Origin of the sequence: Paracoccus sp. TD-10, assembly GCF_048270675.1 — a bacterium.
Taxonomy (GTDB): domain Bacteria; phylum Pseudomonadota; class Alphaproteobacteria; order Rhodobacterales; family Rhodobacteraceae; genus Paracoccus; species Paracoccus pantotrophus.
This window is the reverse complement of sequence record NZ_CP182420.1, coordinates 273,996-298,595: the sequence shown is the minus strand read 5'-3', so window position 1 is coordinate 298,595 and position 24,600 is coordinate 273,996. Positions and strand designations below refer to the sequence as shown.

The 24,600-nt window shown below is 69.4% G+C and carries 18 protein-coding genes and 1 riboswitch; of the genes, 6 read left to right on the top strand and 12 right to left on the bottom strand.

What is annotated here, in order from left to right:
• Nucleotides 1-344: 344 nt before the first annotated feature.
• From ACNKFW_RS20190 to ACNKFW_RS20175, 4 genes are all read right to left on the bottom strand, one after another.
• Nucleotides 345-971 carry an anaerobic ribonucleoside-triphosphate reductase activating protein gene (locus tag ACNKFW_RS20190; protein ID WP_072462922.1) on the bottom strand — a complete coding sequence of 209 codons (627 nt, stop codon included), beginning with the start codon at nucleotides 969-971 and terminating at the stop codon, nucleotides 345-347.
• Complete coding sequence (nrdD, locus tag ACNKFW_RS20185) at nucleotides 964-1,146, bottom strand: anaerobic ribonucleoside-triphosphate reductase (protein ID WP_072462921.1); 183 nt, start codon at nucleotides 1,144-1,146, stop codon at nucleotides 964-966. The genes ACNKFW_RS20190 and nrdD overlap by 8 nt, the downstream gene beginning before the upstream one ends.
• A gap of 14 nt (nucleotides 1,147-1,160) precedes the next feature.
• On the bottom strand, nucleotides 1,161-2,906 hold the full coding sequence (locus ACNKFW_RS20180) for a ribonucleoside triphosphate reductase (protein WP_104494137.1): 1,746 nt from the start codon (nucleotides 2,904-2,906) through the stop codon (nucleotides 1,161-1,163).
• Between the two features lie 199 nt (nucleotides 2,907-3,105).
• Nucleotides 3,106-3,319, bottom strand: a riboswitch (cobalamin riboswitch).
• A 246-nt stretch (nucleotides 3,320-3,565) separates the two neighbouring features.
• A complete protein-coding gene (locus tag ACNKFW_RS20175) occupies nucleotides 3,566-5,644 on the bottom strand; it encodes a TonB-dependent receptor (RefSeq protein WP_074990902.1) in 2,079 nt (692 codons plus the stop codon).
• Nucleotides 5,645-6,003: 359 nt separating this feature from the next.
• Between ACNKFW_RS20175 and ACNKFW_RS20170 the strand changes: the two genes are divergently transcribed.
• Complete coding sequence (locus ACNKFW_RS20170; RefSeq protein ID WP_104494135.1) at nucleotides 6,004-7,671, top strand: (2,3-dihydroxybenzoyl)adenylate synthase; 1,668 nt, start codon at nucleotides 6,004-6,006, stop codon at nucleotides 7,669-7,671.
• On the top strand, nucleotides 7,668-8,120 hold the full coding sequence (locus ACNKFW_RS20165; RefSeq protein WP_074990905.1) for a chorismate mutase: 453 nt from the start codon (nucleotides 7,668-7,670) through the stop codon (nucleotides 8,118-8,120). Before ACNKFW_RS20170 ends, ACNKFW_RS20165 begins: the two co-directional genes overlap by 4 nt.
• Here ACNKFW_RS20165 and ACNKFW_RS20160 read toward each other — a convergent pair.
• Genes ACNKFW_RS20160 through ACNKFW_RS20145 form a run of 4 tightly spaced genes read right to left on the bottom strand, consistent with a single transcriptional unit; the run spans nucleotide 8,055 to nucleotide 11,851 of the window.
• Nucleotides 8,055-9,032, bottom strand: coding sequence for an ABC transporter substrate-binding protein (locus ACNKFW_RS20160; protein ID WP_074990907.1), 978 nt, complete (start codon nucleotides 9,030-9,032; stop codon nucleotides 8,055-8,057). The genes ACNKFW_RS20165 and ACNKFW_RS20160 overlap by 66 nt on opposite strands.
• Before the next feature lie 13 nt (nucleotides 9,033-9,045).
• Nucleotides 9,046-10,080: an iron ABC transporter permease gene (locus ACNKFW_RS20155; protein WP_104494134.1), complete on the bottom strand. Its 1,035-nt coding sequence runs from the start codon at nucleotides 10,078-10,080 to the stop codon at nucleotides 9,046-9,048.
• Nucleotides 10,077-11,075 carry a FecCD family ABC transporter permease gene (locus ACNKFW_RS20150; RefSeq protein ID WP_024845256.1) on the bottom strand — a complete coding sequence of 333 codons (999 nt, stop codon included), beginning with the start codon at nucleotides 11,073-11,075 and terminating at the stop codon, nucleotides 10,077-10,079. The genes ACNKFW_RS20155 and ACNKFW_RS20150 overlap by 4 nt, the downstream gene beginning before the upstream one ends.
• Nucleotides 11,072-11,851: an ABC transporter ATP-binding protein gene (locus ACNKFW_RS20145; RefSeq protein WP_024845257.1), complete on the bottom strand. Its 780-nt coding sequence runs from the start codon at nucleotides 11,849-11,851 to the stop codon at nucleotides 11,072-11,074. The genes ACNKFW_RS20150 and ACNKFW_RS20145 overlap by 4 nt, the downstream gene beginning before the upstream one ends.
• An 88-nt stretch (nucleotides 11,852-11,939) precedes the next feature.
• Here ACNKFW_RS20145 and ACNKFW_RS20140 point away from each other — a divergent pair, with 88 nt between their 5' ends.
• Nucleotides 11,940-13,181, top strand: a complete 1,242-nt coding sequence (locus ACNKFW_RS20140; protein WP_104494133.1) for an LLM class flavin-dependent oxidoreductase — start codon at nucleotides 11,940-11,942, stop codon at nucleotides 13,179-13,181.
• On the opposite strand, the gene ACNKFW_RS20135 is transcribed toward ACNKFW_RS20140, so the two are convergent.
• The gene (locus tag ACNKFW_RS20135; protein ID WP_418025776.1) at nucleotides 13,121-18,835 is read right to left on the bottom strand and encodes an amino acid adenylation domain-containing protein; all 5,715 of its coding nucleotides are present in this window, start codon (nucleotides 18,833-18,835) and stop codon (nucleotides 13,121-13,123) included. The two genes, ACNKFW_RS20140 and ACNKFW_RS20135, sit on opposite strands and share 61 nt — an antisense overlap.
• 99 nt (nucleotides 18,836-18,934) lie before the next feature.
• On the opposite strand from ACNKFW_RS20135, the gene ACNKFW_RS20130 reads away from it, so the two are divergent.
• From ACNKFW_RS20130 to ACNKFW_RS20120, 3 genes are all read left to right on the top strand, one after another.
• On the top strand, nucleotides 18,935-19,183 hold the full coding sequence (locus ACNKFW_RS20130; protein WP_036697886.1) for a phosphopantetheine-binding protein: 249 nt from the start codon (nucleotides 18,935-18,937) through the stop codon (nucleotides 19,181-19,183).
• A gap of 250 nt (nucleotides 19,184-19,433) precedes the next feature.
• Nucleotides 19,434-21,236 carry an ABC transporter ATP-binding protein gene (locus tag ACNKFW_RS20125; protein ID WP_104494131.1) on the top strand — a complete coding sequence of 601 codons (1,803 nt, stop codon included), beginning with the start codon at nucleotides 19,434-19,436 and terminating at the stop codon, nucleotides 21,234-21,236.
• Entirely contained in the window at nucleotides 21,233-23,020 is a 1,788-nt protein-coding gene (locus tag ACNKFW_RS20120; protein WP_104494130.1) for an ABC transporter ATP-binding protein, read from the top strand. Before ACNKFW_RS20125 ends, ACNKFW_RS20120 begins: the two co-directional genes overlap by 4 nt.
• Nucleotides 23,021-23,380: 360 nt before the next feature.
• Here ACNKFW_RS20120 and ACNKFW_RS20115 read toward each other — a convergent pair whose 3' ends face one another.
• The 3 genes from ACNKFW_RS20115 to sdhC are packed head-to-tail and all read right to left on the bottom strand — an operon-like array spanning nucleotide 23,381 to nucleotide 24,591.
• On the bottom strand, nucleotides 23,381-23,821 hold the full coding sequence (locus ACNKFW_RS20115) for a cyclic nucleotide-binding/CBS domain-containing protein (RefSeq protein ID WP_083413870.1): 441 nt from the start codon (nucleotides 23,819-23,821) through the stop codon (nucleotides 23,381-23,383).
• A gap of 12 nt (nucleotides 23,822-23,833) precedes the next feature.
• Complete coding sequence (gene sdhD / locus ACNKFW_RS20110; RefSeq protein ID WP_418025772.1) at nucleotides 23,834-24,217, bottom strand: succinate dehydrogenase, hydrophobic membrane anchor protein; 384 nt, start codon at nucleotides 24,215-24,217, stop codon at nucleotides 23,834-23,836.
• The gene (sdhC, locus tag ACNKFW_RS20105) at nucleotides 24,214-24,591 is read right to left on the bottom strand and encodes a succinate dehydrogenase, cytochrome b556 subunit (protein ID WP_074990921.1); all 378 of its coding nucleotides are present in this window, start codon (nucleotides 24,589-24,591) and stop codon (nucleotides 24,214-24,216) included. Before sdhC ends, sdhD begins: the two co-directional genes overlap by 4 nt.
• Nucleotides 24,592-24,600: the final 9 nt, after the last annotated feature.

Sequence of the window (24,600 nt, the reverse complement as noted above, 5' to 3'; positions counted from 1 at the left end):
ATGACCGAGTTTGGCCGCACCCCCGCCCTGACCGCCGAGGAGTTCCAGGAGCTGGGCTATGACATGGTGATCTGGCCGGTCTCGTCGCTGCGGGTGGCCAACAAGGCGCAAGAGCGGCTTTACGCCGCGCTGGCCCGCGACGGCGCGACGACGGCCATGCTGCCCGAGATGCAGACCCCGGGCCGAGCTTTACGACGCGATCGGGCTCAATGCCTTCGAGGCGCTGGACCGATCCATCGCCCGCAGCGTGCTGCCCGCGCAGGGCGCAAGCGCTTACCGCTCCGCCGGTCCATCCGCCAGCAGCTTCGCGGCGATATGCCGGCCGCGCGGAAGGGGCCGGACCTTCAGTCCCGCAGGTGAACGGGTCGGCTCCGCCGCACGCCGGTGTGGCGGCAGGTCTGCAAGACATGGTCGGCGACACCCAGCGCCGCCAGTTCCGCGCCCATCTGCGCCAGTGCCGCCTCGTCGATCAGTTCGGGATCGACCGTCGTGCGCACCTGATGGGCCGTGCCGCTGGCCAGCAGCAGCCGCAGGCTTTCCCTGGCCCTGTCGCCGCTGCCGGCCGCGCCCGTCACCCGCCGATAGCCGGAAAACGGCGCCTTCACGTCGAAGCCGACCCAGTCGCAAAGCGGCAGCACCGCCGCAAGCCGGGCCGGGTAAGGGCCGGCCGTATGCAGGCCGGTCCTGAACCCCAGGTCCCGGACCGCCCGCATCGCCTGGGGCAGGCCGCGCTGAAGCGTCGGTTCCCCGCCCGAGAACACCACGCCGTCGAGCAGGCTGCGCCGTCCCGCCAGAAAGCCCAGGATCTCTTGCCAATCCAGCGCCCCCTCGGCCTCGGGCGGGATGAGATGCGGGTTGTGGCAATAGGGGCAGTCCCAGGGACAGCCCTGCAGGAAAAGGGTGGCGACCAGCTCGCCCGGCCAGTCGCAGCTGGAGAGGCGCTGCAGGCCGCCGATGCGGATCTCAGCCAAGATCGGCCTGCCGCTCGCTGAAATACAGCCGCTCGCGGAATTCGCCCTTCTTGCCGCGGTTGAACGAGGATACCGGGCGGTGATAGCCCATCACCCGCGTCCAGATCTCGCAGGGCTGGCGTTCCTCATCCGCCAGCAGGATCTCTTCCGGTCCGGTTTTCCGGTCGTCGAACATGGTCTTTTCCTTTCTCAATGCGCGGCCGATTGCCGCTTTTTCGCGATAAGCTCTTCGTCGCAGCGCGGGCAGAACGCGTGTTCGCCCGCGATATGGCCATGCCTGGGGCAGACCGAGAATGTCGGCGTGACGGTGATGTAGGGCAGGCCGAAGTTCTCCAGTGCCCGGCGCACCAGCTTGCGGCAGGCCTCGGCCGAGGACAGCTGCGTGCCCATGTAGAGATGCAAGACCGTGCCGCCGGTGTATTTGCGCTGCAGCGCCTCTTGCCGTTCCAGCGCCTCGAACGGGTCGTCGGTAAAGCCGACCGGAAGCTGGCTCGAGTTTGTGTAGTAAGGCTCGTGTTCGGTGCCGGCCTGGAGAATGCCGGGGAAACGCTTGCGGTCCTCCTTGGCGAAGCGATAGGTGGTGCCCTCTGCCGGCGTCGCCTCCAAGTTATAGAGATGTCCGGTCTGTTCCTGGAAGGCGGTGATGCGCGCCCGCAGATGGTCGAGCAGCCGCAGCGCGAAGCCATGGCCCCAGCTCGTGGTGATGTCATGTGCATCGTCGGTGAAGTTGCGGATCATCTCGTTGATGCCGTTCACGCCCAGGGTCGAAAAATGGTTGCGCAGCGTGCCCAGGTAGCGCCGGCTATAGGGAAACAGCCCGTCGTCCATCAGCCGCTGGATCACCCGGCGCTTGATCTCCAGGCTGTCGCGGCCCAGGTCGAGCAATTCGTCCAGGCGACGCCGGAGCCCGGCCTCGTTGCCCTTGTGCAGATGGCCCAGCCGCGCGCAGTTGACGGTGACGACGCCCAGCGAGCCGGTCTGCTCGGCGCTGCCGAACAGGCCGTTGCCGCGTTTCAGCAGCTCGGTCAGGTCCAGTTGCAGCCGGCAGCACATGGACCGCACCATGTTCGGCTTGAGGTCCGAGTTCAGGAAGTTCTGGAAATAGGGCAGGCCGTATTTCGCCGTCATCGCGAACAGCAGCTTGGCGTTCTCGCTGTCCCAGGGAAAGTCCGGCGTGATGTTGTAGGTCGGGATCGGAAAGGTGAAGACCCGGCCCTTTTCGTCGCCGCGCGTCATCACCTCGATATAGGCGCGGTTGATCATGTCCATCTCGGCCTGCAAGGCGCCATAGGTGAAATTCATTGGCTGACCGCCGATCACGGGCACCTGGTCGCGCAGATCCTCGGGGCAGACCCAGTCGAAGGTCAGGTTGGTGAACGGGGTCTGCGTGCCCCAGCGCGAGGGGACGTTGAGGTTGAAGATCAGCTCCTGCATGGCCTGCCGCACCTCGGCATAGCCCAAGCCATCCTTGCGGATGAAGGGGGCCATATAGGTGTCGAAGGAACTGAAGGCCTGCGCGCCGGCCCATTCGTTTTGCAGCGTTCCCAGGAAGTTCACGATCTGGCCGATGGCGCTGGACAGGCGTTTCGGCGGCCCGGCCTCGACCTTGCCGGGGACGCCGTTGAAGCCCTCGGTCAGCAAGGTGCGCAGCGACCAGCCGGCGCAATAGCCGGCCAGCATGTCGAGGTCGTGGATATGCAGGTCGCCCCGGCGGTGCGCCTCGCCCACGGCAAGCGGATAGACATGCGACAGCCAGTAGTTGGCCACCACCTTGCCCGAGACGTTCAGGATCAGCCCGCCGAGCGAATAGTCCTGGTTGGCGTTGGCATTCACCCGCCAATCGGCACGGTCCAAGTATTCGTTGACCGACGAGGCGACATCGACGGCGACATCCCTTGCCGGCGCGGCGGGCGGGGGCGTAAGCGGCGCCGGCATCAACGCGCCCTCCCTTGCCTGCGGCTTGCTGCCGCCCTTGCGGTGCTGCGGACGGCGACGCCGGCCTCGGCAGGTCTGGTGGTGAAGAATGGCCGCATCTGTTCCCCGTGCTGCTGTGGGCGGGGCAGGCCAGGACGCATGGAGCCCTGCGGCGACAAGGCCGCATTGCCAGGCGCACCGCCGGGACACCCCGCCCGTGGTTCATCGTCATCGTCACGGCAGGTCTCCTGGCTCGCAGGTCGCGGCCCTTGCCGGCCTTCCCAATGCCGTGCGGCACCAGTGGCGTGATCCGGCGCAGGCTCGCTGCTTACAGTTGCGGGGGCAGCGCCGGCCTTGCTCCGAAAGGCGCACCGGCTTCCCTCTTCGCTTTCGGGCCGGATCGACCCGAAAGAACCGTGATGCCTACATATAGGGATTAAGGCGCCGTATCCGTCAAGATGTTGTATTGACCTGCGACACTTTGTCCAAGAGAGGAAGTCAGACCGCTCACAACAACGGGTGCAGCGGACCTGAAGCAGGCCGATACGGTTTTGTACATGCAAATTTTCTGCTTGTGGTAGAGCGTCGTACAATTCGGAACCGGCCAGTCCAGGCCCGATGGATCAGCAGGCTCTTAGAGAAGATGAATGCCCCGATCCTTGTCGGGGCATTCGTTCGCATCAGAAGGTCATCTTCAGGCCGATACCCAGCTCGCGTGGCTCGACCACGGTGGCCTCGAAGCCGCCGATCGAGCGGCTGGCCCGCAGATAGGTCACCGAGCGGTCGTCGAACAGGTTGTTGACATAGGCGAAGGCCTGCAGGTTCTCGCGCGGTTGCCAAGTCAGCCGGGCATTGGCCACGGTATAGGAATCGACCCAGGTGTCGCGGTCCTCGTTGTCGTCGGAATAATAGCCGTCGGTATGGCGCAGCTGGCCGCTGAGCCGCCATTCCGGGGTGATGTCCCAATCGGCCGCCAGCGAAAGCGTATAGTCCGGGGACCGGCCGAAGCGATGGCCCTGGTAATCCGCCGCCGCGCTGGTGAAGCGGCTGATCTCGGTATGCAACAGGCCCAGCCCCGCCTTGACCCGCAGATTGTCGCGCAGCAGATAGTCCATCCCCAGTTCCAGGCCATAGGACTTGGCGCGCTCGGCATTGACGGTGATCGAACTGCCGATGTTCTCGGGCAGGCTGGTCACGACATAGCGCTGCGCATCATGGAGCTGGGTGTAGAACAGGTTGCCGGTCAGTTCCAGCCGGTCGTCGAGCAACCGGGTGCGGCCGAAGATCTCGTAGTTCCACGAGGTCTCGGCGTCGAAGGGCACGTATTCCCCGCTGGTCAGGTTCAGCGTCACCCCGCCTGGGTTGTAACCCTTGCTGATCATGGCGCCGATGCGGGTCGATGCGTCCAGGTCATAGGCCAGCGCGATCCTGGGCAGCCAGGCGTCGAAGCTTTCGTCGTAATCCAGCACGTTCGGGGTAAAGCTCGACACGCCGCGCCGGGTGATGTCGTCGCGCTGATAGCGCAGCCCGCCGGTCAGGCTCCAGCGGTCGGCAAGGCGCCAGGTGGTTTCGGCGAATATCCCCAGGCTGTCCTTGCGGTCGTCATAGGTGGTGGTGCCGCGGTAATCCAGAAGCTCGTCCGAATCGGTGCGCGAGACGAACAGTCCCGCTACGCCGCTGAACTGGTCTTCGGGCGTCCCGAAGGTTACGCGCGTCTCGTTCGAGGTCACGTCCTGATCCAGGATCGCTGTGCCCGCGCTGACCGGCTCGGTCGAGCGTTTGACCCAGATGTCGGAATATTGCAGCTGGTTGAACAACGTCCAGCCATTGCCGAATTCATAGCTGACATCAAGGATGGTGGTGTTCGTGCGCAGCCGCCAGCTGGGATTCGAGGCGGTGGCGCTTTCCAGATCCTCATAGGGCTCGGTCGCGGCTTCCCAGTTCGGCCGGTTGGTCAGGCTGTGCGAGAAGGTCAGCTTGCCCTCGAGCCCCGGGATCTCCTGCGGCTGCCACAGCAGCTTGGCGCGGATGGTGCGGGATTCATGATTCTGGTCGGTCGAGCCCACCGCGAAGGCGGGGTTGGTATAGTCGATGTAATTGTCGCGCGCCCAGTAGTCGACGGCGATGCGCCCGGCCAGATCCTCGGACAAGGGCCCCGAGGCCATCAGGCTGGCGCGGCGGCGGCTGTGGCTGCCATATTCCAGCTGCGCGGCGCCCTCGGGCTGGAAAGTCGGATCCTTGGTCTTGACGATGATCGCCCCGGCGATCGAGTTTGCGCCCTGGGTCGCGGTCTGCGGGCCGCGAAAGACCTCGATCGACTCGACGTCCCAAAGCGCCTGGCTGCCCCAGACGATCTCGTTATAGCCCAGATAATGCCCGTCCAGATTGAAGGCCAGCCGCGGGGCCGTGCCGCCGAAGAAGGCCACCGCGCCGGAATTCGGACCCTCGCTGTCCTGCCCGCGGATGATGGGGGCGCCGCCTTGGCCGCCCGAGGCGACATAGGTCACGTTGGCGATGCCCGTCGCCGCATCGGCGATGCTGTCCTGCCCGCCGCTCTCCTCAAGGTCGCGCGTGGTCAGGACCGCCACCGAAGAGGCGGTATCCTTGATGCTGCGCGCCTGCTTTTCGCCGGTCAGGACGATTTCGTCCAGCCGCAGCGTCTCGGCCATGCCCTGATTGTCCTGAGCCAGCGCGGGGGCCGTGGCCAATGCCAGCATGGCGACCGTGCCAAGCAGCACCGGGATTTTACGTCCATTCATCTCCAAACCCTATCCAGATCTACTGCGGGCTGGCGAATGCTGGCTGCCATTTGCGATTCCGTTCCGCCGGCGGGAAACCGCCGAGCGACGGCGCCGGGTTAACCGGTTGACAAGGCTTGGGGCAAGGGGCACCGCCGCCTGGGAATCCAGGGCGTGACCCCTGCGCCACAACCTGCGCCGCGGGGTCACTTTACACCCAACTGTGGTTGTGCAACAGTAATCCGATAAAAAAAGTAAGACACCGTGCGTTCAGCCCTCCGCCAGTCGTCACGGTCGGGATTTCGGCGGAGCGGACATGGTCCTCCCTATCAAGGAAGATTTGCCCACCCTTCGTCAGTGGATTGCGAAAGGAGATTGCTGTGGCAGATCACGCTCTGGACTGGCAGGCCCGCTGCCCGTTCTGGCCCCGGGACGTTGCTGACCGTTACCGCGAGGCCGGGATCTGGCGATACGAGACATTCTTCGACCTTCTGGCGCGGCAAGCCGGGCGGCTGGGTCGGCGGATCGCCCTGATCGACGGTGCGCGGCAGATCGGTTACGACCGGTTGCACCGCGATGCGCTGGCATTGGCGGGCGGGCTTTCGGCGCTGGGGCTGGTCCGCGGCGACCGGGTGGTGGTGCAATTCCCCAATTGCGGGGAATTCGTCACGCTGTTCTTCGCGCTCTGCCGGCTGGGCGTCGTGCCGGTGCTGGCCTTGCCCGGGCATCGCGACCTTGAGCTTGGCCAGTTTGCCGATTTCACCGGCGCCCGCGCGATCCTGACGGCGCAGGAGCCCGGGGGGTATGACATGGTGGCGCTGGCCCGGCGGGTGCAGGCCAAGGTTCCCTCGGTCCGGCATGTGGTGGTGCTGGGCGACAGCCGGGACGCGACGCCCTTCGACAGCCTGTTCCGTCCCGATCTCCCGTTGCCGGCCGGTCCCAATGCCGAGGACGTGGCCTGCTTCCAGATCTCGGGCGGGACGACCGGCGTGCCCAAGCTGATCCCGCGCCGGCACATGGAATATCTTTACAACATCCGCATGGCGGTGGCGGCCAGCGGGCTGGACGGCGATACGCGCTATCTGTGCGTGCTGCCGATGATGCACAACTTCCCGATGGCCTGCCCGGGTTTCCTGGGCACGCTGCAGGCCGGGGGCACGGTGGTCGTCGCACCCGAACCCGAGGCCGGGATCTGCTTCGACCTGATCGCCCGCCATCGCGTCACGATGATCGCGCTGGTGCCGCCGCTGGCGCTGCTGTGGCTGGATGCGCAGGCCGGGCTGGGGGCGGACCTGTCGTCGCTGCAACTGCTGCAGGTCGGCGGCGCCAAGCTGAACCCGTCCAGCGCCCGGCGCATCCGGCCGGAGCTGGGCTGCCAGCTGCAGCAGGTCTTCGGCATGGCCGAGGGGCTGGTCTGCTTCACCGCGCTGACCGACAGCGAGGAGCGTATCGTGAACACCCAGGGCCGGCCCATGTCACCCTGGGACGAGCTGCGCATCATCCGCCCGGATGGGCGCGAGGCCGCCATCGGCGAGCCGGGCGAGCTGCAGGTTCGCGGCCCCTACACGATCCGCGGCTATTACGACATGGCCGGGCACAATGCCCAGGCCTTCACCGCCGACGGGTTCTATCGCTCGGGCGACATCGCGCGGCGCGATGCCGACGGCGCGATCACCGTCGAGGGGCGGGCCAAGGACCAGGTGAACCGGGGCGGCGAAAAGATCGGCGTGGACGAGGTCGAGGATCTGCTGGTCGCCCATGCCTCGGTGCTGGATGCGGCGGTGGTGGGGCGGCCCGATGCGCTGATGGGCGAAAGGCTTTGCGCCTTCGTGCTGGCCGCGCCGGGCACCACGCCCCGGCCGGGGGCGTTGCGCCGCCATCTGGCCGAGGCCGGGCTTGCCGCCTTCAAGATCCCCGACGAGGTGATCGTGCTGGATCGCTTTCCGCAAACCGGCGTCGGCAAGGTCAACAAGCGCCAGCTGCGCGAGCAACTGCGCGAGGCGCATTTCCCCGATCCCGTCGCCGCCCGGCAGGAGGAGCGTGCATGAGCCCGGCCGTCGTGGCGCCCGAGGATCTGGCGCCGGACCTGGTCCCGCCGGAAGCGGTGGCGGGGCTGGGCGACGTCCGGCGCGGCATCGACCTGATCGACGCCCGCATCGTCGGGCTGCTGGGGCTGCGGCTGCGCTATGTGCTGGCTGCGGCGGACTTCAAGCCCGACATCGCCTCGATCCCCGCGCCGGAGCGGGTGCGGCAGATGCTGGACGAACGCGCGGCCTGGGCCGCCGAGGCGGGCCTCGCCCCCGATTTCATCGGCCCCCTGTTCGGGCAGGTGGCGGAATGGTTCATCCGCCAGCAGGTGGCGCATTGGCGGGCCTGCCGCGCAGAGCGGCCGGCCGCAGACCGCCGGTCGTCGGCCCCGGCGCCGTCGCCGTCAGCGCGGCCCCCCGGCCAGCCAGCCCTCGACCGCGTCGAGCGTGTGCATGGCGCTGGCGACTGAAGGGCTGGTGACCCTGGCGGAATCCAGGAACACCACCCGCCCCTCGCGCGCCGGGGCCATGAAACGGTCCCAGCCGGGCGAAAGGCGGTCCAGCGCCGCGCGCGCGGCCGCCTCGTCCCGCGCCGGGGCGGCGAAGCTGGTCATCACCAGCAGCAGGTCGGGGTTCAGGCCGGCCAGGCTTTCGGCCCCGATGGGCAGGATCAGCATGGAGCGCGACTGCCGGGTCGAGCCCTCGCCGGCGATCTCGGCCCGGCGATAGCCCAGGTCCTCCAGGGCCTGCACCGCGCCGGACATGCCGGCCACGACATTGGCCTGGTCGGTCAGCATGACGATGAGATAGGTCCTTTCCCCCGGCGCCTTGGGCAGGCGGTCGGGAAACCGGCCGCGCAATTCGTCAAGCCGGGCCTGATAGGCGGTCCTGAGTTCGCGAAAGCGGTCCTCGCGATGCAGGACGCGCGCCAGCTCCTCCTGCACGCTGAAGCCGTGGGCGGTCGCGGCGCTGCTGTTCTGTAGATAGACCGGCGCCGCCTGAGACAGGGCCTTGGCCTTGCCGGCATCGTAATCGGTGCCGATGATCAGGTCGGGCCGCAGCGCGCGCAGCTTTTCCAGGTTGATGCTGCCCACCGGGCCGATCCCGGGGATCGGGTCGGCATCCTTGGAACGTCCCAGCATCTCGTGCAGGAAATCCACCGCGGTCAGGCTGGAGCCGTCGTCGCCCCGGCCGTAGATTCCGACGATCGGCACGCCCAGCTCGATCAGCGGCACCGCCAGCACCGGCTCGTGCAGCGCCACGACGCGCTGCGGGTCGTCGGGGATCCGCACCTGCCGCCCCGTGTCGTCGGTCACTTCGGCGGCCTGTCCCGTCCCGATGGCGGCCAGCGCCACAAGGGCGGTCATCAGCAATCGGCGCATCTCGTCCTCCTTTTCAGCTTGAACTCATCCGCAGGAACAGCCGCATCCGCATCGCCAGCACGAAAAGCGGCGCGCCCAGCGTCACCAGGACCAGCCCGACCGGCAGGCCGATATCGGTGCCGGCGTTGCGCGCCAGCATGTCGGCCGCCGTGACCAGCAGCCCGCCGGTCAGCGCCGCCAGCACCAGGCGCGCCCGGCCCGAGGCGGGCGACAGCGCCGCCGCCAGCTGCGGTGCCATGACCCCGAGGAACATCAGCGGCCCCACCGCCGTCAAGGCGGCCGAGCTCAGCAGCACCGCGACGATCAGGACCGCCACCCGCGCCAGTGCCGCATCCAGCCCCAGCGCCATCGCCATGGGCGTGCCGAGGTCGATCAGCCGCAGCGCCCGGCCAAGCAGCAGGATGGCGATCGGGCTGGCGGCGAACCATGGCGCCAGCATCGTCACCCGCGGCCAGTCGGCCAGCGCCAGCGACCCGGCCATCCAGCCGGCCAGCGCATGCGAGGTCTCGGGCGGGGTATAGAGGACCAGCACCGCCGTCACCGCCGAAAGCGTCGATTCCAGCGCAATGCCCATCAGCAGCACGGCCAGCCCGCCGGCATGGCCGCGGACCAGCGCCAGCAGCAGCGCCGCGACCGCAAGGCCGCCCAGCAGCGCCGCGCCCGGCAGCCAGGCCGGCGGCAGGCCGGGGGCCAGCACGGTCAGGACCATGATCGCCACCATCGCGCCCTGCGACAGGCCCAGCAGGCCCGGATCGGCCAGCGGATTGCGGGCCAGCGATTGCAACATGGCGCCGGCCAGCGCCACCGACCAGCCCGCCATGAAGCCCAGAAGCAGGCGCGGCAGCCGCACCTGATAAAGCGCAAAGGCCTGATCCGCATCCAGCGGCGCCAGCAGGTCCAGCCGCGTCTCGCCCCAGGACAGCGAAACCGCCCCCAGCCCCAGGCTCGCCAGCGTCAGGGCCAGCGCGGCGGCCAGATTCGCCAGTCCGATCTGCATCCCGCCCGGCAGGCGCAGCACGCGGCGGCCGTCCAGGGCGCGGCTGCTCATGCCTCGGCTCCGCGCAGGTAGAAGCGGCGCACCATCAGCATGAAGGCGATGCCGCCCAGAAGCTCCAGCACGACGCCGGTATGCAGCGCCAGGGGGGCAAGCGCCATGCGCGCGATCAGGTCGGCCAGCAGGCACAGGCAGGCCCCGGCCAGGGCGCAGCCCGGCAGCAGCGCCCCGAAGCGCGCGCCGGTCAGCGGCCGCACCAGATGCGGCACCACCAGTCCCAGAAATCCCAGCGGTCCGCAGATCGCCACAGCCGAGGCCGAGGCCAGCACCGCCGCCCCCAGCGCCAGAAGTTGCGTGCGCGCCACGTCGATGCCCAGCGAGGCGGCCTTCTCGGCCCCCAGCGCCAGCAGCGACAGCCGGCGGGCCAGCAGCAGCATCGCCGCCATGCCAAGCGCCGCCAACCCCCAGAAATCCGCCAGCCTTTCGGCATGGACATGGCTGACATTGCCGCCCAGCCAGCCCAGGTAATCCTGCCGCAGCGCCGGATCGGACAGCAGCAGCGCCTGCGTCAGCCCGCCCAGGAACATCGAGACGATCGCGCCGGACAGGATCAGCGCCAGCCCGCGCGGATCATGCGCATGGCCGGCCAGCCGCGCGACGCCGAGGCTGGCCAGAAAGCCCAGGCCGCCGCCCGCCAGCGCGGCCGATCCCTGCGCCCGCGGCTCCAGCCCCAGCAGGAAGGCGCCGGCCACCACCGCCAGCGCCGCCCCGGCATTGATCCCGACCAGCGAGGGCGAGGCCAGGGGATTGCGCAGCACGCCCTGCAGGACCGCCCCCGACATGGACAGCGCCGCCCCGGCCAGCATGGCGATCAGCGCGCGCGGCAGGCGCTGGTAGATCACGATGACATCCGCCTGCCGCGTCTCGTCAAAGCGGGCCAGCGCGGCCCATATCCCCGAGGGCGGGATCCAGCTTTCGCCCGCCGACAGCGCCAGCAGCAGGCAAAGCGCCAGCGCCAGCGCCGCAAGGACCGGAAAGCCGCGCCTCATGCGCTGGACTCCGGCAGGGCGGGCAGGCAGATCCGCCGCCCCTCGTGGCGGATGACCTGCGCGTCGAGGTCGAAGACCTCGCGCAGGTTCGCGGCGTTCAGGACCTCGGCCACCGGCCCCGAGGCGCGGGCCTCTCCCCCCGACATCATCACCACCTCGTCGGCGAAGCTCAGCGCCAGGTTCAGGTCGTGCAGGACCGAGACCACCGTGCGGCCATGGCGCCGCGTCAGGTCGCGCACCAGCCCCAGCAGGGCATATTGATAGGTGACGTCCAGGTGGTTCACCGGCTCGTCCATCAGCACGACGGGCGTGTCCTGCGCCAGCACCATGGCGATGAAGGCGCGCTGCCGCTGGCCGCCGGACAGGGCGTTGACCGGCAGATGCGCCTGATCCTGCAGCCCGACAGTGCGCAGCGCCTCGCGAAACAGCAGCCGGTCGCGGTCGTCCGGCCCGGCGAAAAGCCCCTGCCGGGCATGGCCGCCCATCTCGACCAACTCGCCCAGGGTCAGGTAGTCGGGGCAATGGTTCTCTTGCGGCAGCCAGGCGATGCGCCGTGCCAGCGCCCGGCGCGGGATGCGCGCCATGGGCACGCCGTCCAGCGTGACGCGGCCGGCCTGGGGACGCAGAAAGCCCATCACCGCCTTCAGCAGCGTCGATTTGCCGCAGCCGTTCGGCCCGACCAGCGCGGTGAAGCGCCCCGGCGCGAAGCTGGCGTCCAGCCCGCGAATGACCGGCTTTCGGCCATAGCCGACCGTCAGGCCCTGGATGCGGATCACGTTTTCACTCCGGCTGGCAATCGCGTCCTCCGGTTCGTAAAGTAAAACACTCGGAATTATCCAGACGCAATTTCACGAGGAGCATGCGATGGCGCGGATGCTGCATATCGGTCTGGCCCTTGCCCGGACCTGGGGGCCGCCGCCGGCCCCGGACCAGGCGCTGGCGCTGGATTGCGCGCTGGCGGTCCGGGCCGAGGCCGCGCATCTGGATTTCGTCTTCAAGCCAGACAGCCTTTACATCGACCCGAAGGGGGCGGGGCCGCGCATCGCGCGGGCGATGCTGGACCCGACGCTGGTGCTGACCGCCGTGGCTGGGGCGACGCGGCGGATCGGGCTGGTCACGACGGTCTCGACCAGTTTCAACCCGCCCTATGTCGCCGCGCGGCAATTGCAGACGCTGAACTGGCTCAGCAACGGCCGGGCGGGCTGGAACATCGTCATCGCGCTGGATGGAGAGCGGAATTTCGGCCTTGCCGCCATGCCCTCGGCGGCCGAGCGTTACGCCCGCGCGGCCGAGTTCACCGATGTCGTGCGCCGCCTTTGGGACAGCCACGGTGCCGAAGGGCTGGCGGCCATCGACCATTGCGGCGCCTTCTATCAGGTCGAGGGGCCGCTGAACGTGCCGCGCCATCCCGCGCGCGTCGCGCTGTTCCAGGCCGGCGCCTCGGCCGAGGGCCGCGGCTTCGCCGCCTCGGTCGCCGATGCGATCTTCGCCTCGGTCCCCGACCCTGCCGCGGGGCAAGAGCTGCGGTCGGACCTGCAGCGCCGGGCCCGCGCCGCCGGCCGCGACGACGCGCCGCGGCTGCTGCCGGGCTTTCACGCCTATCTGGCGCCCAGCCGGAGCGAGGCGCAGGAGATGTTCCGCGAGGCGCAGGCCCGCCGCGATCCTGCCGCGCTGCGGGCCAAGCTGGGGGCGCTGGTCGGCCGCGACCTGGGCGACTGGCCCGAGGACCGCCCCCTGACCCACGCGGACCTGCCGGCCGGGGACGCGGCGCTGCGCAGCCGCACCCATTCGGGGCTGCTGCAGCGGCTGATCCGGCAGGAAAGTCCGCCCCTGCGCGACCTGCTGCTGCGCCCCGAGGTGGCCAATTCCGGGCACTGGACCTTCGTCGGCACCCCGGCCGAGGCCCTGGCCGAGATCGCCGCCTGGTCGGATGCCGGGGCCATGGACGGCTTCATCGCCCTGTCGGGCGGCAGCGGGGAATCGCTGGACCTGCTGCTGTCCGAACTGGTCCCGGCGCTGGCCGAGGCGCGGCGCTTTCGCCACGCCTATGCCGGAGAGACGCTGGCCGCGCATCTGGGGCTTGCTTCGCCGGCGTCCAGCGGCTGATCGTCCTGCGGCTGTGCAAAGCGGGCCAGCATCGCCTCGACCGCTTGGGTGATCCGGCGGATTTCGGCGGGGCCGTAGCGGTCGGCGCGATGGCTCAGCATGATGCGCAGGCCGGCGGTCTCGTCCGCCACGTCCTCGACGATCTCGAATTGCAGGCCCAGCAGCGATTCCGCCTTGTCCGGGTCGATCTGCCGGTATTCGACGCGGCTGCCGTCCATCAGCGCGATGGCGCCGTTCATCCGGTTCCGGGCGTGGATCTGGATGAAGACCTCGAACATCTCGTCCAGCCGGGTGACGGGATTGCCGGTCAGCGCCTCGCCCACCAGGTCCAGCGGGACCTCGGAATGCGGCAGCGAGCGGGCGATTCGGTCGCGCACCTGCGCGATCAGGGCGGCGGGCGTGTCCTGCGCCCCCAGCGCCAGCCGATGCGCGGTCATGGTGGTGAAATAGCCCACCGTGTCGAACCAGGCCGGATCGTTGCGCCCCGAGGCCGAGGTGCCGATCACCAGGTCGCCGATGCCGCCTAGCCGCCCCAGCGCCGCGCCGATCGCCGCATAGGCCGTCGCGAAAAGCGAGGCCGCGTTGCGCCGCGCCGTGGCGTAAAGCCCGCGTGCGACCTCGGCCGGCAGGTCGATCCGGGTCCAGCCGCCCTGCGGGTCCTGTCCGCCCGGCGCAGCGCCGAGGATCGGGCGGGCACGCGGCGCGCCGCGCAGGTGATCCAGCCAGTAGTCCAGATGCACGCGGTCCGTATCCGCCGCCCTTTGCGCGGCGGCGAAGCGGTGGAAGCCCGGCGGCTGGTCGGGCCAATCCGGCGCCAGCCCCGCCGCGCGCTGGCGATAGGCGTGGCCAAGCTGGTCCATCAGCAGGTTCAGCGACCATTCGTCCAGCACGATATGGTGGAACAGCATGGACAGCACCTGCTCGTCCCCCTCGCGGAAGAAGCGCAGCCGCAGCGGCAATTCGCGGGCAAGGTCGAAGACATGGCCGGCCTCGGTCCGGCGGTTTGCCTCGCCCGCCTCGGCGCTGGTCCAGAACCAGCGATAATTGCCCAGCCGCTCGACCGGGACCACTTCTTGCAGCGGCTGGCCGTTTTCCTCGCGGAAATGGCTGCGCAGCACGGGATGGCGGCAGATCAGGTCGCCGAAGGCCAGCCCGAAGACCGCTTCGTCCACCGGGGTCGGGAAACGCAGGGCAAAGGGCAGATTGAAGATGCCGCCATGGCCGAAGGCGGCATAGGCCTTCCACAGCGATTGCTGGGCCAGCGACAGGGGCGCCGCCTGGGGCCCGGCCGCGTCGTCCCCGGCTGCGGGCATCGGTGCGGCCGGCGCGCTGCGGGTGGCGATCCCGGCCAGCGCGAGGGCGGTCGGATGGCGGAAGATGTCGGTGAAGCGCAGGGCGATGCCATGCTCGGCCTGCAGCCTGCCGATGATCCGGGTCGCGACCAGCGAATGCCCGCCATGGTCGAAGAAATCGTCCTCGGGCCCCATTCCGGGCGCGCCGAGCGCCTCGCGGAAGGCGGCGAGGATCAGGCCCGTCAGCGCGTCCGCCGGCTCGGCACCTGGCGCTTCTGGCGGTGCGGTCGGCCCGGGGCCGGGCTGGCCCGCGATCTGGCGCGCGCGGCGGCGGTCGGGCTTGCCGTTGGCCGACAGCGGCAGCGCCGGGATTGCAAGGATGCGGTCGGGAAGGTGCGATTGCGGCAGCCGCTCGCGCAGGAAGGCGCGCAGCGCGGCCGGTTCGGGCAGGTCGCGGCCGGCGACCAGCGCGGCCAGCACCGTCTCGCCCCGCGCGTCGGGAATGTCTACGACCAGGGCCTGCGCGACGGCGGGATGGGCGGCCAGCTCCGCCTCGACGTCGGCCAGCGAGATGCGCACGCCGCGCACCTTGACATAGCCGTTCACCCGGCTGTCGAACAGGATGGTGCCGTCGCCGCGCAGCCGACCCAGGTCGCCGCTGCGAAAGGCGCGGATGCCCTCGACCTCGGTGAAGTCGGTCTGTTCCAGCGCGCCGTCGCGCAGATAGCCGAGCGCCAGGTTCACGCCCGTGGTGTGGATGCGGCCGGCCACGCCCTCGGGGCAGGGTTCGCCCTGCGGGTTCAGCAGCAGGTAGCGGTTGCCGGGCAGGGCGCGGCCATAGGGGATGATGCGGTCGTCCTCGGGGCCGATCCGGTGCCAGATGCTCCAGATCGTGGTCTCGGTCGGGCCGCCCAGCGACCACAGCGCCGCATCGGGCCGCAGCCGGCGCAGCCGGTCGATCACCGCCGGCTTGATGTAGTCGCCGCCCTGTGCCACCAGCCGCAGCGAGGTCAGCCCGTCATCCGGCGCGCAGGCCAGCAGCATCTCGACGATGGCGGGGACCGAGCACCAGACGGTCACGCCGTGGTCGCGCACCAGACGGTTCCAGGCAAGGGCGTCCTTTTCCTCGGCCGGCGCGGGCATGACCAGCCGCGCGCCGGCGGCCAGGGTGCCGAACAGGTCGAAGACCGACATGTCGTGATGCAGCGGCGTGACCGAGATCACCGCGTCCTCGGCCCCGATCCCCCAGGCATCCAGCGTATGGCCGATGACATTCGCGGTGGCGCGGTTGTTCAGCACCACGCATTTCGGCCGCCCGGTGGTGCCCGAGGTGTAAAGGTAATAGGCGGCCGCCTCGGAGCGGGACAGCGCGGCCAGCCCCTGCGGGATCGGGGCCGGGTCATGCGCTTCGAGGGTGCGGGGCGAGGCCAGCGGCCAGCCGGGCAGGTCGGTTGCGGCCACGACCAGCCGCGGCGCGGAATTGCGCAGCAGGTAGTCGCGCCGCTCGGGCGGCGCGGCGGCGTCGATGGGCACCCAGACCAGCCCCGAGAAGGCGCAGGCCAGCGTCAGCACCAGATGCTCGGGTCCGCGCGGCAAGCAGATCGCGACCACGTCGCCCGGTGCGAGCCCGCGCGCGGCCAGCCCGGCCATCACGCGCCGCACCCGCAGGCCAAGCGCGCCGTAGCTGGTGCTGCGGGTGTCGCAGATCAGCGCCGTGCGGTCGGGATCGCCGTCGAACAGCTGCGCCGCGATGCGCTCCAGATGGCCGGGGCCGGCATGTTCCGCCCCGGCGGGGGCCGCGGGCGGCGGCGGCAGGAAATCGGCGCCGGCCAGGGTCAGCTCGTCCCGTCCGGCCAGCGCGGCGAAGGCGCGGGCGGCGGCGTCCAGCAACGCGCCGACGACCGCAGGCTCCAGCGCCTGCTCGACGTGATCGGCTTGCAGCAGCAGCGCGCCATCCGCATCCAGCGCCAGCCGCAGGTCCAGCGCGACCTGCGGGGTCTGCACCAGCCCGTCCACCAGCCGCAGCCCGGCATCGGCGGGCACCCGGTCCCAGCCCATGCCGTTGGTCAGCACCACCGGCAGCGCGATCCGGCCGCCGTTCTGCGCCAGCAGCAGCCGGCTGAGGCCGACCCCCGACAGACCGGGATGCGCCATGCCCTCCAGCAGGTCCTCCTGCAGCCGGCGGGCATGGTCCAGGAAGCTGCCCCGGTCGGCGCGATAGTCGACGGCGATGAAGGACGAGCGGTTGGCCAGCGCCCCGCCCGGCGGCGGCGCCACCGGCACCGCGACACAGGGCGCCAGGTCCGGGGTCCAGCGCGCCAGCACCTCCAGCACCACGGCCATGGCGATGCTGTTGCGGGTCAGTTTCCGCGCCGCCGCCAGCCGGGCCAGGCGCGCCAGCTGATCGCGCGGGATGCGGCGGCTGTCGCGGCGCCAGCGCGGGCGGCCGATGCCCTCCGACGGTTGCCGCCAGGGCAGGCGCGGCGGCCCCTCGACCCCGGTCAGGCGCGCGCGCCACCAGTCGGCATCGGCGGCGCGGTCGGATTGTTCGGGCGGCGGCTCGGGCAGGGCGGAGGCCGGCGGCAACCCGGGCGCCAGCAGTTCGGCGATCACCTGCGCGATCCCGGCGCCGTCCAGCGCCAGCGCGTCCATCTTGACCAGCAAAGCCTGTTCCCGGGGCCGGGGCAATTGCACCAGCACCAGCCGCCACAGCAACCCGTCCAGCGGCAGCGGTGCGCGGGCGAATTCGTCCTGCAGGGCAGAGAGCTGCGCCTCGGCCTCATCGACGGCCAGTCCCGAAAGGTCGATCCGTTCCAGCGGCGGCTCGGCTTCGTCCAGCACGCGCAGCGCGGAATGCTCCGGGTCGAGCCGGCAGCGCAGCGCCTCGTGCCGCTCGATCAGCGCCTTGGCCCGAAGCGCCGGGGCTTCGGCATCCAGCGGGCCGCGATAGCAGCGATATTCCTGCATGGCGGTGCGGCCCAGCGGCAGCTCGGCCTCGCGGCCCAGCAGATAGGCCTTTTGCAGCTCGCCCAGCCGCCGCATCCGCATCGGTGCCGGCAGCCAGTCCGACAGCGGCGCCGCCGCCAGATCGGGCGCATCGGCCAGCCGGCACAGCGCCGCGTGGCAGGCATCGAAAGCGGTGCGGACCCAGTCGCCGGGCAGCGCGTCAAGCCGCAGGTCCCAGTTCAGCAGCACGCCCTCGGCCAGCGATGCGACCTGCACGTCCAGCGCAACCTGCGGCGCCTGCGAGACGCTCCAGACCAGTCGCCCGAACAGCCGGCCGACGCGAGGGCTCAGCAGTTGGCGCTGCGCCCCGTCCAGGTCGAGCCCGCTGGTAAAGACCACCGGCGCGGATTCCATGTCCTGGCCGCCGCGTGACATCTCGCGCAGCACGGCGACGCCGGGGCAGGCCTGATGCGACAGCGCCTCGGCGATCTCGCGCCCCGCCTCGCGCGCCAGTCCGGCCAGCGTGGCCTCGGGCCCGACCCGCAGGCCGAGTGGCAGGATATTGGTGAAATCCCCGACCAGCCGCGAGGCGCCGCGCATCACCGGGGCGCGGAAGAAGCCCGGCAGCGTCAGGCGAAAGGCCCGGTCGCCCGTCGCCCGCGCCAGCACGGCGGCAAAGACCGCCAGGTAAAGCGCGGTCTGCGTGCCCCGCAATTCACGCGCAAGCCCCCGCAGCGCCGCGGCCTGCGCCGGCGGCAGCAGGGCCGAGATCCGGGCGCTTTCCGGCGCGGCCGCCCCGTCGCGCAGCGGCAGCGAGGGCGCCGGCGGCATGTCGCGCAGCCGTGCCCGCCACCAGTCCCGATCCGCCGCCTCGGCCGCCGGGTCGGGGGGCAGCCGGCCCAGATAGTCGAAATAGCAGCCTTCGGGTTCCTCGACCGCGCCAAGCCCGGCCGGATCCTCGTAAAGCCGGGCCAGGTCGTCCATGACCAGCCCGAAGCAGGACGGGTCGGCCGCGATCATGTCCAGGTCGACATGCAGCCGCTGCTCGCCGCCCGGCAGCAGGCTCAGCAGGAATTCCGCCGCCTCGCCCGAGGCGATGTCCAGCCGCTGATGCGTCATCCGCCGCCGCGTCGCGGCCAGCCGCGCCTGCGCCTCATCCGGCGCCAGCGCCCGCAGATCCTCGACCCGCAGGGCGTGGCGGTCGTCCAGCGGCTGGATCACCTGCTGGCCTGCGGCCGTGACCCGCAGCCGCAGCATGGGGTGCCGGCGGAACAGCCCGCGCACCGCGCGGTCCAGCCGCTGCGGCTCCAGCCCTTGCGGCTGGAATTCGGTATGCAGATGCGCGGATACGCCGCCGCCCGGCCCCTTCCAATCGCGCCCGGTCCAATAGGCTGCCTGCATGGCGGTCAGGTCCATGTTCATCCCCTTGCGTCTGGCGATAGTGGTTGATAAAAATACTCAACTAATGGCGGTGTCAAGGAAAGGCTTGGCCGCGCAGCACAGGACGGGATCGAAATGAACGACATCGGATCTATCGAAACGCTCGGCCGGGCATGGCTGGAAACACGTGTGCAGGCGCTTGTCCCCGACGAGGCGGAGATTGGTTCCGATGAAAACCTGCTGTTCCTGGGGCTGGATTCGCTGTCGGTGCTGAAGCTGGTCGCCGAGCTGAAGCAGGCGGGCATCACGGTCAGCGCGCGGGAACTGCTTCAGGAGCCCAGCATCGAGGGCTGGTGGCGCCTGATCCAGGCGCGGCGGCCCTAGATCACGACCTGCGATCGGGTTGACCGTTCGCTCGGACGGACGGCCCCGACGCCCGCCTGACCTGAACGGCATCGAACAGGATGGAGTCCATGGCTGTGCCCACAACCTTGTCGACGAACGCCCCCCGATATCGCAGGACGGTCAACCGTCGGGTCCGCGGAAGCGATCCGGCGACGGGCTCTGACCTGTCTGCCCCAAGGGCCGGGATAGCCCTCATCCGGCCCCTCTGCATGCCAAGGGAGCAGGGCGCATGAGAGCTGCCAGCCATGCCGCAAGGCCAGAGCGCGGGGATGACGACGACCGGGCCTGGGCCATCATGGAACCCGTAGGTCGCCAGATCCGCCTTGCCATGGGGTTGGGCGCGGTCTCGGGGCTGGCGGTCCTCGCTACGATGATCTGCCTGGCGATGACGGTGCTGGCGCTGCGCGATCATCCGGGCCAGGTGCCGTGGGTCTGGATGCTGGGTGCTTTGGTGGGGACGGTCGCCAGCTATCTGACCCGGCTGGGTGCGTTCAACCAATCCCACTATGCCGCCTTCCGGCTGGAGCGTATCCTGCGAAGCCGTCTGGCCGAGCGGATGGCGGAGGTTCCCCTGGGCTATATCCAGGCCCAGGGTGCCGGCGGGCTGACCAAGGTAGTCCATGACGACGTCAAGGCTTTGCACGTCTTCGTCGCTGACAGCACGCCGCTTTATGCCCGCGCCTATGTCACGCCGCTGGCCACGGCGGCGATCCTGTTCTGGCTCGACTGGCGGATGGCGCTCGCGGTGCTGGCGGTTCTGGGCCTGGGCATCCTGTCGATGCGTGGCGCGCAGAAGCGCCGACGCAACATGGCGCGGCTTTACAACGAAGCGCGCGAGAAGGTCAGCGCGGCGGTGGTCGAGTTTGTCCAGGCGATGCCGGTGGTCCGCAATTTCGACACCGGCCACTCCAGCTTTGGCCGGTATCAGCAGGCGCTTGACGCCTATCTGGCGGTGCTGGCGCGGTGGTATCGCGCTTCCGGCCGTTCGGTCCGCATGACCTGGGCAATCCTCAGCCCGCTTCCGACGCTGGCCGTCGTGCTGTGGCTGGGGCTCTGGCGGGTCCGGGAGGGCGACCTCGACGCGGTGCGGTGGCTGGCAATTCTTCTGCTATGCACCGGGATGGCCGAGTCGGTCATGCCTATGATGATGCTGCGCCACATGATCGACAAGGTGCGGCTGTCGATCGCGCGCATCCATGACGTGCTGGCCGCGCCGCTGCTGCCGGTCCCGGCGCAGGGCCACTTGCGCCGGCCGGCGGATTCCAGCGTGGTCTTCGACGACGTGAGCTTTCGCTATGGCCCCGACGAGACCGAGGTGCTGCGCCATGTCAGTTTCGTTGCCGCACCCGGCAGCGTGACGGCGCTGGTCGGACCGTCCGGCGCGGGCAAAAGCACCGTTGCGCGGCTGATCCCGCGGTTCTGGGACGTGACCGGCGGCCGCATCCTGATCGGCGGGGTCGATATTCGCGACATGGGCGCCGACGACCTCATGCGGCAGGTGGCCTTCGTCTTTCAGGATACCTTCCTGTTTTCCGACAGCATCGCCGAGAATATCAGGCTCGGTCGTCCCGATGCGACCGATGAAGAGGTGATCGCCGCGGCCCGCGCCGCGCAGGCGCATGATTTCATCGCGGCACTGCCCCAAGGTTACGACACGCCGGCCGCCGAGCGGGGCGCGCTGCTGTCGGGCGGCCAGCGACAGCGCATCACCATCGCACGTGCGATTCTGCAGAACCGGCCCGTCCTCGTTCTGGACGAAGCGACGGCCTTTGCAGATCCGGAAAACGAGGCCGCGCTGATCCGTGCGCTTGGCGAACTCACCCGTGGCAAGACGGTGATCACGGTCACCCACCGCCTGCAAAGCATCGTCCATGCCGACCAGATCCTGGTCTTCGATGCGGGCCGGCTTGTCCAGACGGGTCGCCACCACGACCTGCTGGCGCAGCCGGGGCGCTATGCACGGCTTTGGGCCAGCCATGCCGAGGCGCAGGCATGGACCCTGGGACACATGAGGAAGGGAGCCGCCGAATGACCGGGCGCACCATCCCGGCCGGCCGCCCCGGCCCAACCGCGATCCGCGAGACTTGGCGCCAGTTGCAGGACAGCGTGGGCGAGGACGCCCCGCGCTTGCGGGCGGCCATTCTCGGCCTCTTGCTTGCCGCAGCGCTGCAGGGGCTGGCGCTGGCGGCCATCGCGCCGGTCATTGTCGCCGCCTTCGACGGCAGGGACTGGCCGGGTGCACTGCGCTGGCTGGGGATCTGCACGATCCTCATGATCGCGGCGACGGCGACAAGGTGGTGGGCGCAGGGCTTCGACTTCAACGGCCGCATGGCCGCGGCCACGCATCGTGTCCGGCTGCGGTTGGGCGAGCAGATGCGGCGCATGCCGCTGGAGACGCTGCACGGCCACCGCACCGGCGAGCTGAACTCGGTGGTCATCAACAACGTCGATGAAAACCTTCTGACCACGCTGACCATTCTCAACCTGATCTTCATCTCGGTCGTCACGCCGCTGGTGACGGGGCTGGCGCTGTTGGCGTTGGACTGGCGGGCGGGGCTGCTGATCCTGGTCGTGTTTCCCGCCATCCTGCCTTTGTATCGCTGGCGCCGGCCCGCGATCGGACGCGGCAAGCGCATTCTGGGCGCCGCCCACCAGCAGGCGAATGCGGATGTGCTGGAATACACGCAGGGCTTGCCCGTGTTGCGCGCCGCGTTGCAGGCCGGAGCGCGCGCCGGCAGGCTTGAACGGACATTCCGCAAGCTCGAGGAGATCCAGATCTACGGGCATCGCAAGGGAGAAAAGCCGAATCTCATCGTCTCGACCGTCGTCGAGGTCGGGCTGGTCCTGATGCTTGGGCTCGGCGTGGCCTACGTGGTCGCGGGGACGATGGATCTCGCGCTTTTCGCCGCGCTTCTGGTGATCGTGGTGCGGCTGTCCGAGCCGCTGGCGACCTTCATCCTCTATACCGCGATCCTGGAACTGGTCGAGGCAGCCCTGGACCGGATCAAGGCGCTGCTTGCCATTGCCCCCCTGGATCAGGCATTGCCCGCGCGAACGCCGGCACACTGCGGCATCAGATTCGAAGCTGCCAGCTTTGCCTATGCAGGGGCCGATGCCCCGGCCCTGCGCGATGTCGATCTGACGATCCCCGAGGGCAGCCTGACCGCACTCGTCGGTCCCTCGGGATCGGGCAAGACCACGCTGGCGCGACTGATCCTGCGCCATGCCGATCCCCAGAAGGGCCGCATCCTGATCGGCGGGGCGGATCTGCGCCAGATCCCCGAGAGCACCCTGCGCGGGATGCTGTCCGTGGTGTTCCAAGACGTGCATCTGTTCAACGACACCGTCATGGCCAATATCCGCATGGCCCGCCCGGATGCGACCGAGGCCGAGGTCCGCGAGGCTGCCCGTGCCGCGCAATGCCTCGATTTCATCGAGCGACTTCCGCTGGGCTGGGACACGCCCCTGGGCGAGATCGGCAGCCGCCTGTCAGGCGGGGAGCGTCAGCGCATCTCGATCGCGCGCGCGCTTTTGAAGGACGCGCCGATCCTGATCCTGGACGAGCCGACCGCGGCGCTGGATACCGAAAGCGAACGTGCCGTTCAGCGCGCCATCGATGCCGTCGTGCGCGACCGCACGGTCATCGTGATCGCCCATCGGCTGTCGACCATCGCAGGCGCGGATCAGATCGCCGTCGTGGATGACGGGCGCATCGTCCAGCTTGGCACGCATTCCGCGCTGCTCGCACAGCCGGGCCGCTATCTCGCGATGTGGGAGGCGCAGCAGGCGGCGAAGATCTGGTCGGGTCGGGCGTGATTCCAACACCCCCCGATCATGCAATGATGCGTCGTCAGGAGCCGGAGGTCGCCGCGTCAGGGCGCTGGGGAAGACTCGATCATGCCGGTGCTGCAGCCCCTGCCTGCGCTGATTACTGCTCCGGTGCCGGTTTGCGGGCGATCATCGCCGGACGACTGATGCAAGGGAACAGGCCGATCGAGGCAAGGGCGGATCACGGTTCTCGGTGTTTCCAGGCGGTGTCCTGTCAGCCGCGTTATTCGCGGGCAGCGCGTGTGGAAGGAACATCGCCTGACCATATCCCAGGCAGGGGTGCATTGCGCCATTGCCGGCGAAGGGCCCATGCTGATGCAAGAGACATGGGCGTTCCCTTGCGCCCGCTCAGCGGTAGCCGATATTCATGACATAATCATGCAGCAGGTTTTCCTCCTCCCGCACTTCCTGCAGCAGCGTCTGAAGAACATCGCGCGCATTCAGCACGCCGAGCGGGTGGCGGTTTGCATCGACGATCGGAATGTTCTTGAAGCCGCGGGCCTTCATCATGTCCCAGGCATCCTGCAACCAACCGTCCGGGGTCACGGTGGTGACGTCGCGCGTCATCGCCTCGATGACAGGTGCGGTGCAGCTGGCGCCGGCACAGCGACCTGTCTGGCGCACCACGTCGGTCTTGGTCAGGACGCCTGCCAGTCGGCCGGCAGCATCGCAGACCAGCAGCATATCGCAGCCTTCGCCAAGCCGCCTTGCCGCTTGCAGAAGCGCCGCGCTCACATCGATCGATTGCAGGTGCCGGCGCGCGGTGGGCAGAAATTTCTGGATAAGCACGTGAACTCCTTCCTATGGCATCAGCGCGACGCGCAGCACCGAAGCGATGCCGAACACGGCACCTGCAAAGCAGGCCAGCTGGATCGCCGCCACGGCGACGAACCGCGCGCCGGAATGAATGTAGTCCTCGGCCAGAACCTGGAGCCCCAGCGCCGCATGATGAAAGCCGGCCATCAACAGCAGGATCATGCGCCCGGAATTGAGCGGTGCCGCCAACCAGGCCACCAGCTTCGCGTGATCCGCGGCCGCGCCGCCGGCCAACGCCAGGGCGAACCACAGGACCAGCGGCACCAGACCCGCGGCCGAGACCCGCTGTGCCCACCAATGACCCGTGCCATGCCCCGCTGCTCCAAGGCCGCGTGCCCGTGCAAATGGCGGGATATGGCGGATCGTCATGCCAGCCCCCATGTCCACAACGCCAGCGTCAGGATCAGGCTTGTCCCCACCACCGTCCATCCGCCGGCATAGATCGCGCGCAATTCGAAGCCCCGGCCACTGTCCCAGACCAGATGCCGGACGCCGTTGCAAAGGTGGTAAAACAGCGCCAGCGTTACAAGAAAAAGCGCAATACGCCCAGGCACGGACAGCAGCAGCGCCTGCGCGCTTCCGAACGCATCCTGGCCCGAGGCGCCGGCCATCAGCCAGGCTGCGAGGCCGAGGGCGCCGAGGCTCTGCGCCACGCCCGAAAGCCGGTTCCCGAACGACAGGACGGAGGTCAGCTGTGGCCGGTAGTTCTGCATGTTGGGTGATTTTGGACGGCGGTGAGACATGGCGCTTCC